The organism is Parafrankia sp. BMG5.11, assembly GCF_004337455.1.
Genome location: NZ_SJXI01000158.1, coordinates 1 through 13,092 on the forward strand (window position 1 = coordinate 1; position 13,092 = coordinate 13,092).

A 13,092-nucleotide genomic window follows, 5' to 3' on the forward strand; every position below is an offset into this window, starting at 1 on the left:
GCGCCAGTCGCCTACCCTACGACTCAGTTCGTAGTGTCCGCGGCGGATGTTGCGAACGAGGGTTATCTGCGCCGCAGTAGGGCCATGCAGAGTGTCAGACCTGGACCGAACGCCATCCCGATCGCTGTGCCGCCGATGTCGAGTCCATCGCGCAGTTGTTCGACGACGAGCAGCACGGTCGCCGACGAACAGTTACCTCGGGAGTTGAGGATCTGGCGGGTCGCGGCGGTCTGTGCCCTGTCCAGACCCAGTCGCTCCTCTACGACGTCGACGATGCGTAGCCCGCCGGGGTGCACGGCCCATCCCTGGACGTCGGCCCGCTTGAGTTCGAAGGGGTCGAGCAGTGCCGCGGTCGCCTCTTCGACGTGGTTCGCCAGGACGGCGGGGACCTTGGCGGACAGCCCCATCCGGAACCCATGGTCGGTGACGTGCCAGGTCATCAGTTCTTCGCTGGCTGGAGCGGTCACGGCCGTGGTGTCGATTACGTCGAGACCACGCTCAGCGTCGGGCTGGAGCACGATCGCCGCGGCGGCGTCGCCGAACAGGGCGTGCGCGACCACCTGTTCCAGGTCTCGTTCGGGAGTATCCGGCTGGATGTGCAGGGAGGTGAGTTCCACGCAGAGTACGAGGGCGGGTTGCCGGCGGGCCCGGACGAAGTCAGCGGCGGTTCCCATCCCCGGGATCGCCGCGTAGCAGCCCATGTGCCCGATCAGCAGCCGCCGTACCTGCGCTGACATACCGAGCTCACGGGCGAGCTGGATGTCCAGACCCGGTGTGCTGTAACCGGTGCACGACACGACGACGAACAGCCCGACGTCGGCGGCGTTCAGTCCGGCGTCCGTCAGGGCGGCTCTGACGGCCTGTAGTCCAAGGGGGTGCGCGTCCTCGACGTATCGCAGCATCCTGGTGGCTGTCGACCAGCCGCTGATGTCCTCGCGCCGCGGATCCACCACCCCGTGCCGGGTCCGGACTCCGCAGCCCATGAAGATCCGGCGAGCCATCCGGTCGCCTCGGTACCGTCGGTCGAAGACCTCGTCCCACAGGCTCTGCTGGTCGAAAACCCCAGGAAACGCTGTCCCGATCCCGGTGATCACGGCTGTCGTGCCCGGCTCTGCCCCGGCGCTCCTCGCGGGATCCCTGCTCGTGTCGGGAGTCTGTGCCCCCCTCACCACCGGGCCACGTTTGCGTCCGCGTCCGGGTCGCCTCCCAGCGCCGCGAGGCCCAACCAGTCCGCGCACACGTCCGTGGTCGCGGGTTGGAGAGATCCGCACCGAGCGTCCCGGTACAGCCGTTCCAGTGGGTGGCCGCGGCGGGTGACCGTAGTCCCGCACGCCTCGATGACGGAGGCCGCCACATCCTGCGCGGTCTGCCCAGCGAGCAGTTTCGCTCGCCATACCCACCGGTTCGTCGCCGCTGATCCGGGATCGGCCTCCACCCGCCGGGCGCACTCGTCGATCACGACGTCGAGCGCTGCGAGGGCGACGTCCGCGTGACCGAAGCGGGCCCGCACGGCGGGAAGGCCGACCAGGCCCTTCGGTATCCCCGCTGCCGTTCGGCCTCGCGCGTGTTCGATTCCCGCGTTGAAGGTGGCTCGGCCGACCCCGGCGTAGACGGCGGCGTAGGAGGCCACCAACCACTGCGGCATGATCTGCGCGATCAGCAGGCTCAGCCCCTCCAGCCCGCCGACCAGCGCGTCCGCCGGAACCCACACGTCCAGGCGCAGGTCGTGGCTGCCGGTACCCCGCATGCCGAGGGTGTCCCAGTTGGGCTCGACGGTCACCCCGTTCCCGGCTGGAACAAGAAAATGACTGACTCTCGTCGCTGGGCCCGCCGCAGCCGCCAGATGGTCTTCGTCCGGCTGTTCGCCTTCGGAATGGTCTTCGGCTGCGCGCGCGGCGACGAAGTAGACGTCCGCGTGCGACGCACCCGAGCAGAAGGACTTGAGGCCGGTGATCCGGTAGCCGTCGCCCTCACGGCGGTAGGAGGTCCGCAACGCGGACAGTCGCGAGCCGGCGCCCCGTTCGCTCATGGCAACGGCGATGAACGAGCCGCCGGCGGCCTGAGTCAACATCCGGTCGCGCGCGGAGAAATAGGACTCCGGCGCCCCCATCGCGCGGGCGAGCTCGTCCGGAGTCCCGGCCAGCGCGCCCAGGACCGAGGTGTGCATGTTCAGGGCCAGGGCGGTCGAGCCGCTGGCTTCGGCGAGTACCCGCGCGGCATTGGCCCACTGCGCGAAACCGCCGCCATGACCACCGAACCGCCGGGGTACGAGCAGCCCCAGCAGACCCGCCTGGCGCAGATCGTCGAGGTCGGCCGCGGGCAGCTCCCCGCAACGATCTGCGTCGCCGGCGCGCCCGGCGATCGCTGCGACGACGCTGTGGGCGAGTTCCGCTCCGTCGGCGCGCGGTGCCCGCGATTGCGCTGGTACCGCGTCGTGTCCGCCCGGTTTCCGCATGCCCACCTCCCACACGCCCGGCTCCAGGAGGTCCGGACCGGCTGACGGGCCCGGACCCTGCGCATCAGCGGACCGTTCAACGCTCATCGAAGTTCCCTTCTTGTCCCGACGGCCTGGTAGACACCCGCGGTGGAGTCGGTCGGCACCATCCGCACCGAGTCGGCTTGACGGACGAGCCAACGGACGTAGTCAGGAAGCGAGGGGCGAAGGCCGCCAACGACAGTCATCTCGATGCCGTACCGATCCAGCGCCGCGCCCAACCGGTCGGGCGACACCAGCAGGCGCGGATCGTGTATTCGAGGCGGCGGGCCACCCGGCAGGCGCTCGGCGAGACGCACCAGACCGATCCGGCAGAACAGCGTGTCCGCGAGCGTGTCGATCACCAACGTTCCGCCCGGAGCGAGGACTCGCCCGATCGCCGTGCAGGCCGCGTCGAGATCCTCGATATGCTCGAACATCTCGCCAGCGACGACGCAGGAGAACTTGCCGTCGGGGAATGGCAGGCGCGTCACGTCGGCCTGGACTGCCTCGACGCCGTGGTCACTGGCCTGGCGGAGTGCCAGCGAGGATAGATCGACACCGATGTGCCGCCATCCCGCGAGCTTGCCAGTCAGTACCCGCGCGAGCAGGCCGCCACCGCAGGCAAGGTCGAGCAGCGGGGCGCCGGTGCGAGGTGGGGCCGGGATGAGGCGGGCGCGCGCCTCGGCGAGCCAGTGCAACGCCGCGAACCGTCCGTGAGTGGGCCACCACTGGTCGGCGAGGTCGTCGTACTGCGCGGGATCGTTGCGGCGCCGGCGCGGCAACCGCCGTCGTCCGTTCGGGCTCGTCGCCGCGGGCCTTTGATCGCACGATTCCGGAACGATCCGATATGGGTGAAACATCGATTCCGGCCGGTGTGTCGACCTGTTCACGTGGCTCCCCGAAGGAATAGTGGCAGAATCTAAATGAGATGTTCCAGAGATGATGCGGATCTGTAGGGCCGGCCCGTTTCCATGAAATCGGTACAACAATCACACGTCGGAAAATTTTCTCGTCCGGCCATGGGTCTTTCGTCGATCATCTGTCATCAGCTCAGGTACGTGCCGGCGGCGACAACGAGCGCAACGTCGAGCGCGGCGACTGCCATCGCGATCCGGAAGGCATGGCGGTCGCCGAGCCGGAGACCCAGCACCGTCAGCGCCGTCACGGCGACCAGGATGGCGACGCGCCACAGGCTGAGGTCCGCCGGTCCCAGCACAGCGACAGCGGAACCCGTTGCGAGCAGGAGTGCAGCGGACCGCCGCGAACCGGCCGCCCCGAGGTGTTGCGGCAGGCCGCGCACCCCGGTCCGGGCGTCGGTGGCGAGGTCGGGAAGGGTGTTCGCGAAGTGCGCGCCCGAGCCGAGCAGAGCGCCCGCCAGCAGCAGCCACCAGGGCGGTGCTGGATGATCAGGAAGCCCCAGTACGACGAACGCCGGCAGCAGGGCGAACGAGAGAGCGTACGGGAGGACGGACAGTCTGGTCGCCTTGAGTCCCAGGTTGTAGGCCCATGCACCAGCGACTGCGCAGAGATGGGTCCAGCCCGCCGGGCTACCCGAGGCGAAGGACAGCGGAACGCACGCGACCAGCGCGACCACGCAGGCGAGGGTGACCGGCCCCGGCGCTACTCCGCCGGCGGCGATCGGCTTCTCCGTTCGGCCGCCCGCCGCGTCGCGCTCCTGATCGATGACGTCGTTACTCCAGCCAATCGACAACTGCCCCGTGACGACCGCGGCCGCCACGGCGGCGATACCCGAGGCGGAGCGCCCGCTGGAGATCGCCAGTGCGGTGGCGAAGAGCGTCACCGCCGCGGTCGGCTCCGGATGACAGGCCCGCACCAGCGCAGCGAACCGCCCCGTGTCCGCAGGCGTCGCAGTGGTGGGCACCCGCTTCACTCCGCATCGTGCGGACGGAAGACCCGTACCGCCGGATTCGACCGGCGCGGCAACGTTGATGGCCAGCGAACTATTGGCGGCCGATCTTCGCGACTGGGACACCACGGGTACGCCTCTGTGTTCATCGAAAGAATCTTGTCGACCCCCTTTGGCGTGGAACGTCCACACCGGTATCGAGCGGCGTGGACTCCTGGATGACGACCCAGCGCATCGCGGATCACGGCGAACAGCCTTTGCCGCAAGCCTTTCCTGGACTGCAGTCCGGTCCAGCAAGTGTGGCAGCAGAAGCTGCCTGTGTTGTGCATGTCGAGGCTGAAGGAGCACGGCGGACCACACCCACCCACCCGCGGCCTGTCCGCCGTCCGGTAGGCCGCGGGATTCGCGGGCCAGGAACGCCGAAGCGACCTGCGCGGTCGTCAGGCCGCCGACCGCGCGCAGGGAGCTGCGACGGTGCATGCCCGCGATCCACTCCGGATTACGCGTCTCGGTCGCAGCGCCCAGACCCGCAAACATCGTGATCACGTATTCCTCTTTCGGTCCTTTCGTCCTGCGCCCGGCCGGGCGCTCGCCCCTTTGGCCGCGGGACACCGGATCTGGACGTGTCGGCCGCCACCGTTTCCGCCGTGCCGACGCCGGGCAGCCGATCGCGGGCTTGGTCGGCTCGTTCCCTGAGGTGGCGCAGGGCTGCCCTCCAGGGCGGCGACTTCGCCCGCCGAACGCATCGTCAGGGCCCTGGCGGTCAACGCCGACGGCCCAGTCCTGGCACCCCACAGGGTCGGCCGTAGAAAGGCCGCGCGACAACGGCGGGTGGCTACGGCGTCGCGCAATCCTCGGGGGAGCCTCAGGGGATCGAAGCGAGCGGCCAGATCTGGCCGGTGGTGCTGTCGATGAGCGCGGCTTGGCTGATCCGGGCGGCGAGCGGGAGGACGTCGTAGACGGTGGCGGCGGCAACCGGAAGCTGCGCGAGGCGGGCCCGCGGAACGAGGGCGCAATGCGGTAGCCACCTGTCGATCTCGTAGTGCTGGTGGATGAACGCCCCGGTGGCTCGGACGGCCCGGACGGCCTCCTGCTGCCGGCCGACAAGTCCCGCCTGGCCGGCCGGAATGAGCGAGATGCGGCCGCGGCGGAAGGCGCCGAGCGCGTCAAAGGTGATCTCCATGGGTCCCCGGTCGGGGAGGGCCTCGATCGCGGCCTGAACGCTGCCGAGATCCCATCGCAGCAGGACCACATAGGACAGGTGAGGACGGTGGAGACGGTGAGTGTGCGAGCGGAGCGTCGGCACGCCTCGCTCCTCGAGCCGATCCCACAGGTCTCGCAGCGCACGGTCGGCACGGGAATCGAAGAGCAGGCAAATCCCGAGAGCCACGATCTAACGGTAGCCGATCACATCCGTTACGCAGTCGAGACCGCTCAACCTCGCGCAGGATGGACCTGTGGGGTGCCAGAACTCGGCCACCGGCGTTGATCTGGTCTTTTAGGCGGCTCGTTCGTATTCGTTGATCAGGCCACCGAGGACGGGTCGGCGCTTGATCCGTGCCGTCGTGACGTCGGCGATTGGATGGTCGGGCCGGGGTGGTTGAAGGCGGAGCGCGCGGTGCGGGCGTCGTCCGTTGTAGTGCCGTGCGTACTCGGCCAGGACGGTGCGCAGGTGCCGCTCACCGACGATCAGCATCCGGTCGGTGACCTCGGTCCGGACGGTGCGGACGAACCGTTCCGCGTAGGCGTTCGCGGGGGGTTCGGGGTGGGATCCTGACCGTGGTGATGCCGGCGTCGGCGAGGACCGCGTCGAACGACGCGGTGAACTGCCCGGCCCGGTCACGGATCAGGAACTGGAAGTCGGCCGCCCGGTCACCGAGGTCCATCACAAGGTTGCGGATCTGCTGGGTGGTCCAGGGCTCGTCCGGGTGGGCGGTGACCTCGGGGATATGGACGGAGCGGGAGCCGACCTCCAGGACGAACAAGCAGTACAGACGCCGCAGTATCACGGCGCAGTCGTGGGTGATCCCGCACAGGGTTGCGAGGCCGAGGACGAGTTCCGCCATCGCCGCTGTGGGGTTGGCGCGGTCGGCTCCGTCCGCCATCACCCGCTGGACGGTGGTCCAGAAGAACGCGGGGTCGGTGTAGGCGGTCATGATCTCGATTGCCGCCGGCAGGCACGCCGCCGGGCCGTCAGGGACGCTGCCCATGGTCTGCTCCCTCGATCGGCCAGCGCCTGACAGTAGTTGCAAGTGATGTGCAGTTGCACACTAGGTGCGTAACCGAGGTGTGGGATCTCAGTCCCGGCCGGTCGAGGTGTCCCGAAATGCGGTGATGTGCTGCTCCGTGCATGGCCAGCCCGCCTGCGCCGAATGCCAGCCCGAGACGGGGCGTCTACCACCATCTGGCCGCCGCCCAGCTCGATGGGCTTCCGGCAGACCGAGGCGACTCGCCGTAGGTCCACCCGCTGCCCGGTTTTCCGGTGCGGCGGGTGGACGTCACGTGGGCTTAGCGCCTGTCCCGCCGGTCAGGCGGGGGTGTCGCTCGCCCGCTGACGGCACCGGCCGCGGGCAGACCGGCTGTGACATCGAGGACGAGGAAGGCCAGGAGGGTCACTCCGAGCACGGGCAGTGCCCAGCCGACCGCGGCGGTGATCAGGACCAGGGCGACCAGCGCGGGCCGGGGTAGCCGCCGCCAGGTGCCCCGGGCGGGGGCCGGGCCGACGAGGCCTGCCTGGTCGGTGCGGGTGGGTCGGCGCTGCCACCACATGCGGTAGCCCCAGACGATCACGCAGATGAGGCCGATCGCGAGGCTGGCCAGCAGGATCTGGTTGGCCGCCCCGAACAGAAGACCCATGTGCGCGGCGATGCCGATCTCATGGGGTGCGAACGGGGACCGTCCGGCGGCCAGACGCCTGTGCCTATCAGGGTCAACCTAGGCCTCAAGCAAGACCGTGCGCCGTGCCGCCGGCCGGTCCCCGTTCCCCACCGCCAGGGCACCCCGCGGGGACTGTCGGGGTGGTGTGGTCTGGTGCTCGTGGTCCGAGCCCGCCCGCGTGGATCCCCACCCCTGTTCGTGCAGATCAGAGCCCTGTCGAGCTCTCCAAGTCGAAGACCGGGGGCCGCGCGGGTCGCTGGGGTCACGAACGGCTCATCGGATGTCGCGCCATCGAGCGCTGCCATGAGAGTGCCGCGTGCCCCGCCCAGGGCCTCGGTCCTGGCCGCCGAACGAGAAGGGAGAGGCACGGGGTGAAGGTGTTCTGTGGGATCGACTGGTCCGAACGGCATCATGACGTCGCCGTGGTTGACGAGGCCGGGACGCTGGTAGCGCGGGCGAGGATCGGCGACAACGCCGGCGGGTTCGCCGATCTGCTCGAGTTGCTCGGCGCCGCCGGGGACAGCCCCGAGAGCCTGGTGCCGGTGGCGTTGGAGACCCCGCGCGGGCTGCTGGTCGCCGCGCTGCGGGCGACGGGACGGCCGGTGTATGCGATCAACCCGATGGCCGCGGCCCGCTACCGCGACCGTCACTCCGTCGCCCGGGCCAAGTCCGACCACGCCGACGCGGTGATGCTCGCGAACATCCTGCGCACCGACGCGCCCGCCCACCGGACCCTGCCCGCCGACAGCGAGGCCGCCCAGGCGGTGGGAGTGCTGGCCCGGGCCCAGCAGGACGCGGTCTGGCACCGCACCCGCATCGCCAACGAACTGCGCTCCCTGCTCCGCGAGTACTACCCCGCTTTCCTGACCCTGTTCGCCGGCAAGCCCTCCGGCGTCGCCGACCCGGTCGCCCGCGCGGTCCTGGCCGTCGCGTCGACCCCGGCGGCCGCCGCCCGCTGCTCCCGGCCACGGTTCGCCGCGGCGCTACGCCGGGCCGGCCGGAAGCGGGGGATCGACGGGTCGGTAGAGACCATCCGTGCCGGGCTGCGGGCACCGGCACTGCGCCAGCCGGGCGGGGTGGAGGAGGCCTTCGGCCGCCAGGCGCTCGCGCTGCTGGGCATCCTCGACGCCGCCTGCCGGGCCGCCGACGACCTCGCCGACGCCACCCGCGAAGCGTTCGCCGCGCACCCCGACCACCAGGTCATCACCAGCTTCCCCGGCCTCGGGGACCTCCTCGGCGCCCGGGTCCTCGCCGAGATCGGCGACGACCGCACCCGCTTCCCCGAGGCTCGCAACCTCAAGGCCTACGCCGGCTCCAGCCCAGTCACCCGCGCCTCCGGCCGCAGCCGCACCGTCGTGCACCGCCGGGTGAAAAACCAGCGTCTGGCGTCCGCCGGACATCTGTGGGCCTTTGGCTCCCTGACCAGCTCGGCCGGGGCACGGGCCCACTACGACCGCCGCCGCGGCGGCGGGGACCGGCACAACGCCGCCAGCCGCCACCTGTTCAACCGGCTCCTCGGCACCCTCCACCACTGCCTCGCCACCGGTCAGACCTACGACGAACAGCGCGCCTTCCCGCCGCCGCGGATGGAGGACGCCGCTTGATCAGACAAGTGGACCCCCGTCCACGAGGACATCCTTTGGGAGCATCCAGTCCCATGGAGACCTCACCACCGCCGAATCCCTACGAGGAGGCCGCCGCCGAGTACTCGGCTCGCAACAAGTCGAACGTGTGGAACGCCTGCTACGAACGGCCCGCGATCCTCGCGCTCCTGCCGGAGATCTCCGGGCAGCGGGTGCTCGACGCCGGGTGCGGCTCGGGCGCCCATGCCGCCGAGCTGCGCAGCCGTGGTGCCAGCGTCATCGGGCTCGACAACAGCGCCGCTCTCCTGAGGATCGCCCACCGTCGGCTCGGGCCGGACGCGCACCTGCACCTGGCCGATCTCGGTGATCCCCTACCGCTGCCCGAAGCGGACGTCGACGTCGTCCTCGCCAGCCTGGTGATGCACTACCTCCAGGACTGGACACCGACGTTGCGGGAGTTCCACCGGGTACTGCGGCCCGGGGGCACGTTCGTCATGTCGACCCACCACCCGTTCATGGACTACACCCTGTCCGGCAGCGAGAACTACTTCGCGCACGAGCAGTGGCCAGTTCTCTCTTAAACAGGAGGATCTACGGGCAAGATTGGCCGGACTCGCTGGGCAACAGTGTCCTCCGGCCTAATCGTCGAGGGACAGTCCCATTTAAGGGCGTCAACCCCGGCCGGCGTGTGGTCCACGGGGGGCGGGCGAGCCTGGCTGAGTGCCCCGTCGCCGCCCGCCGGCATGGCCGCTGGACTCGCCGGAGTTCAGCGCCTGGTGTCCACGGCGCGGACTCGGAGGATGCGGCCTGGCCAGCCACCGGCCTTCGGGCCAAGTCTGGTCCCCGGTGGCTGGCCGCCCCCCGTACGGCGTCGCCAGATTAGCCGCGTATCAGGGCAAGGCCGAGCTTCGCTGCAGGTCATCGCGTCCCGTCTGTCCTGTCCTGTCCTGTCGCGCCCGGCGGGCCTGGAACAATCACCGCGATGGTAGGTGACCGAGGTGCGGCGGATGGTCATGCCGTGATGGTGGCCGCCCACCGGTCGCGACGCCGGGCGAAGGAAGACCGAAGGACGATGACGCCGAGGGGACGATGACAGAGCTGGGACCGGAGCGGGAGCCGGCGGCAGCGGCGCCGGGTACCGGGCTGGGGGCGGTCTCGACCGACGAGGAGCTGCGCGACGCGGTCCTGGCCCTGCTGGGCACCTCCTATGACCGTGCGGTGGAGAGCCGCACCGGCCTGTCCAAGACCACGGTGAACGACCTACGTAACGGACGCCGCCGGCTCACCCTGAAGACCCTCACCCTGATCGTGGAGACATACGACCCGACGCGTCGTGACGCCTGGTTGGACGCGTGGCACCGGCTGCACCCGCGCGCTGTGTCGCGGGTCCCCCGACCAGCGGAGCCGCCCGCCCGGCCGGCTGGTCCCGGTTCCCGCCCGTCCGCGGTTGCCAACCCGGAGGCCCTGGACCGGGGCGAACCCGACGATCCCGCAGACTGTCCTGCCCCGCTCGATCGGCCGCAGCGTGCAGAGGGCCCGGATCCCGCTGACGATTCCTCCCGGGCCGACGGCCCCGACCCCGCCGGTGACCCGCAACGCTTCGGCCGTCCCACACATGCGGCACCGGCCAGCCGTCCGGCCGCGCCCGGCTTGCGGCAGACCGTTCGGCTGCTGGCCGGTGCCGCATTCGTCGCCGCTGTGGCGGCCGTCGTCGCAGCGGTGCTCGTCCTGACCGGCGGCGATTCCGCCGTCGATCCGGAGCCGGGCGGCGGGCCGCCCCCGCCGGGACCGGTGGGCGCCGCGGGTCTGCCGCCCTACGGCCCAGGGGGCCCCGGAGCCGCTGCTCCAGTTGGCGGACCCGGTCCGCCGCCGGCCATCGGCGCGCGGCCGGCGGCCGACGCCGAAACCGCCGTACACGGCGGGTGCTATAGCCTGTCGCTGCCGACCAGGGCAGATGTCATCGACGGGCAGGGCAGCGAGACCACCGGCATCCGGCTGACGGCCGCGTCGTACAGCTACTTTGCGGCGTGGAACCCGTCTGCGGCGGTGGGTGGCAGGCTCAGCGGCCCGCCGGCCGCGGGCCGGCGTTTCGTGGGTGCGGCGTGGGCGGATCCAGCGACGACAGACTCCACGCCCGCTCATCATCCCGGCAACGGCAGATTCTATCCCGGTGAAGTGCTGGAGCTGACCGACCAGAACTGCTTCACGGTCCAGCCCTACAACATCGGGTACGGCGGGTACTCGGGCATCACGACGCGTATCTACGTCTTGTCGATAGACGCGTCAGACACCTCGGTGCTCCCGCGGGAGGCCCACCAGCGCGCCGGCCTGACCGAGCACGACCTAGCGCGGCACGGCGTCGACGTGCTCGGCTACTTCGCTGTCCCGTCGCCGGCATGGTCCGGCGGTTGATGGTGGGCACGCCGGCAAACAGCCCGGCCGCAGACACGTACACCACGCTGTGGCCCACCCGGCTTCCGCAGTTCGTATTAGCCGCGAGTCGCTGGATCTGGGCCTTGACCTGGGAAGACAGATACGGCGGCATCGCCGCGCGTGTGCCCACAGCCTGATCCCGCGTTCTCGCAGGTCACGCGTCTGCGCGGCGGCATAGATCGGTGTGTTGGGCACGCCTTTGTTCGCTTCGCCCACGTCCACGCATGGGAGCGTGGACACACGATCACGGTCGCTGGCGCGGGAGTCGCCGGAGGCCTTGATCTTGTGCGCCGGACACGGCATCACCCCACGTCAGGGCCGTCGATCACCCATCCGGGGCACGGTGTGGGCACACGCTGTACCGACGGGTAGCTCCGTTGTTGCAGGTCACACGTGGTTTCCGGCTGCCCGTGTGCCCACCTGCTGCGGAACCCGGGGGACACATCCCGCCCGGATAACGTCACCCGAGCACCACGGCGTACGGATCTCCCCGCGGGGGCGAGCGGGTAACGGTCAGCCGATGGGCCACCATCCCGGCGTTCAAATGTTGATCCAGATCAGCCTCGAGCCGAGCGGGCTGACCTTGTGTGGGCCTGGCTGGCGGGTCATGGGAGTCGGGATCCGAGCAGGATCGATGATGTTCCGGCGGCGAGACCGAGGATGAGGGTCAGGCCGATGAACCAGGTGGTGATTTCGCGGTGTTCGGTGGTGTAGCCGATGGAGCTGCCGAGGTTGCGGTAGACGGCGGCGAGTTCGTCGCCGGAGGTGGCTTCGTGGGCGGTACCGCCCGAATCATCGGCGATGGTACGTAGCGCTTCTCTGTTGACGGGTACGGGGATGTGTTGGCCGCCGACGTCGAGGGTGCCGTCCTGGGTGCTGTGCACCGGCACGCCGACGGCGCGCGCCGCGGCGACGCCCTGGTCGTTCGGCCGGCCGCGGGTGGTCTCCCCGTCGGACATCAGCACGATCGCCGCGGGCGGGGGCGTGGCCTGCCTGTGGGGCTCCAGAACCCGGGTTTCGGCCTGTGAGCTGGTCTTTTGCGGTTGACGGGATCTTCTGTGGAAGTGGTCAGGCATCCCATGTTCTTAGGTGTCAAGCGGCGGGTTCGAGTGTGGCGTTCTGTGGCCAGGCGGTTGCTTCGTTGTAGGGGGTGTTGGTCTTGAGGTAGCCGTGCAGGATGCCGACGAGGCGGTTGCCGAGCTGGCGCAGGGCGGCGTGGTGGCCGGTGCCGCGGGCGCGGACGGCGTCGTAGTAGGCGCGGGCGCCGGGTGAGGCTCGCAGGGCGCAGAAGGCCTGCTGGTGCAGGGCGTCGGCGAGCCGGTCGTTGCGGGCGTAGCGGGCCATGACGACGGTCTTCTTGCCGGAGGCTCGGGTGATGGGGCTGGTGCCGGCGTAGTTCTTGCGCGACTTCGCGTCGGCGTAGCGCCGTGAGTCGTCGCCGAACTCGGCGAGCACCCGGGCGGCGAGGACCGGTCCCAGGCCGGGCTGGGAGCGCAGGAGCTCAGCGTCCGGGTGCTGGCCAAAATGGGCATCGACCTGCTCACCGAGCCGGTCGATCTCGGTGTTGAGCGTGCCGATCAGCCCGGTCTGGGCGCGCACGACCGCGCCGTAGGCGGCGGCGGTGGCCGGGCGGACCTGTAGCTGGCCGGCTTGGAACGCGGCCCGGATCTTCCGCGCCTTCTCTGCGATGTCGCGGCGGCGGGCCCGCTTGAGGGCGGCGGAGATCTGCGCGACGGTGAGGCGCCGGGCCAGGTCCGGGGTTGGAGTCTTGCCGAGCAGTTCGAGGGTGTCGGCGGCGGCCAGGTCGTCGAAGGCGGCCACCGCGGGGGCGTGTCATGACGACGGCTCTGCCGCAC

The 13,092-nt window shown here is 70.3% G+C and carries 9 protein-coding genes and 3 pseudogenes; 3 read left to right on the forward strand and 9 right to left on the reverse strand.

Going from position 1 to position 13,092, the window contains the following annotated elements:
• Positions 1 to 62 precede the first annotated feature (62 nt).
• From E0504_RS48180 to E0504_RS48215, 7 genes and pseudogenes are all read right to left on the reverse strand, one after another.
• On the reverse strand, positions 63 to 1,169 hold the full coding sequence (locus tag E0504_RS48180) for a type III polyketide synthase (protein WP_373694019.1): 1,107 nt from the start codon (positions 1,167 to 1,169) through the stop codon (positions 63 to 65).
• Positions 1,166 to 2,455, reverse strand: coding sequence for an acyl-CoA dehydrogenase family protein (locus tag E0504_RS48185; protein ID WP_198541189.1), 1,290 nt, complete (start codon positions 2,453 to 2,455; stop codon positions 1,166 to 1,168). The genes E0504_RS48180 and E0504_RS48185 overlap by 4 nt, the downstream gene beginning before the upstream one ends.
• An 83-nt stretch (positions 2,456 to 2,538) precedes the next feature.
• On the reverse strand, positions 2,539 to 3,258 hold the full coding sequence (locus E0504_RS48190; RefSeq protein ID WP_071060297.1) for a bifunctional 2-polyprenyl-6-hydroxyphenol methylase/3-demethylubiquinol 3-O-methyltransferase UbiG: 720 nt from the start codon (positions 3,256 to 3,258) through the stop codon (positions 2,539 to 2,541).
• 263 nt (positions 3,259 to 3,521) lie between these two features.
• On the reverse strand, positions 3,522 to 4,358 hold the full coding sequence (locus E0504_RS48195; protein WP_131627914.1) for a UbiA family prenyltransferase: 837 nt from the start codon (positions 4,356 to 4,358) through the stop codon (positions 3,522 to 3,524).
• Positions 4,359 to 5,208: 850 nt separating this feature from the next.
• Positions 5,209 to 5,733, reverse strand: coding sequence for a 2'-5' RNA ligase family protein (locus E0504_RS48200; protein WP_112106251.1), 525 nt, complete (start codon positions 5,731 to 5,733; stop codon positions 5,209 to 5,211).
• A 108-nt stretch (positions 5,734 to 5,841) separates the two neighbouring features.
• Positions 5,842 to 6,361, reverse strand: a pseudogene (locus tag E0504_RS54815) (integrase core domain-containing protein); the annotation flags it as partial.
• 490 nt (positions 6,362 to 6,851) lie between these two features.
• Positions 6,852 to 7,220 (reverse strand): annotated as a pseudogene (locus E0504_RS48215) (PepSY domain-containing protein); the annotation flags it as partial.
• A 371-nt stretch (positions 7,221 to 7,591) separates the two neighbouring features.
• Between E0504_RS48215 and E0504_RS48220 the strand changes: the two are divergent.
• From E0504_RS48220 to E0504_RS48230, 3 genes are all read left to right on the forward strand, one after another.
• Positions 7,592 to 8,824, forward strand: coding sequence for an IS110 family transposase (locus E0504_RS48220; protein ID WP_131627916.1), 1,233 nt, complete (start codon positions 7,592 to 7,594; stop codon positions 8,822 to 8,824).
• A gap of 53 nt (positions 8,825 to 8,877) precedes the next feature.
• Positions 8,878 to 9,384, forward strand: coding sequence for a class I SAM-dependent methyltransferase (locus E0504_RS48225; RefSeq protein ID WP_131627918.1), 507 nt, complete (start codon positions 8,878 to 8,880; stop codon positions 9,382 to 9,384).
• Positions 9,385 to 9,892: 508 nt separating this feature from the next.
• Positions 9,893 to 11,215, forward strand: a complete 1,323-nt coding sequence (locus tag E0504_RS48230; protein ID WP_112106255.1) for a helix-turn-helix transcriptional regulator — start codon at positions 9,893 to 9,895, stop codon at positions 11,213 to 11,215.
• 626 nt (positions 11,216 to 11,841) lie between these two features.
• Here E0504_RS48230 and E0504_RS48235 read toward each other — a convergent pair.
• Positions 11,842 to 12,195 carry a hypothetical protein gene (locus tag E0504_RS48235; RefSeq protein WP_243657985.1) on the reverse strand — a complete coding sequence of 118 codons (354 nt, stop codon included), beginning with the start codon at positions 12,193 to 12,195 and terminating at the stop codon, positions 11,842 to 11,844.
• Between the two features lie 133 nt (positions 12,196 to 12,328).
• Positions 12,329 to 13,060 (reverse strand): annotated as a pseudogene (locus tag E0504_RS48240) (transposase); the annotation flags it as partial.
• Between the last annotated feature and the right edge of the window lie 32 nt (positions 13,061 to 13,092).

Bases quoted from the DNA above. Each gene is read 5' to 3' on its own strand.
- E0504_RS48185 (WP_198541189.1), bottom strand. From the start codon at position 2,455: ATGCGGAAACCGGGCGGACACGACGCGGTACCAGCGCAATCGCGGGCA.
- E0504_RS48225 (WP_131627918.1), top strand. From the start codon at position 8,878: ATGGAGACCTCACCACCGCCGAATCCCTACGAGGAGGCCGCCGCCGAG.
- E0504_RS48230 (WP_112106255.1), top strand. From the start codon at position 9,893: ATGACAGAGCTGGGACCGGAGCGGGAGCCGGCGGCAGCGGCGCCGGGT.
- E0504_RS48235 (WP_243657985.1), bottom strand. From the start codon at position 12,195: ATGTCCGACGGGGAGACCACCCGCGGCCGGCCGAACGACCAGGGCGTC.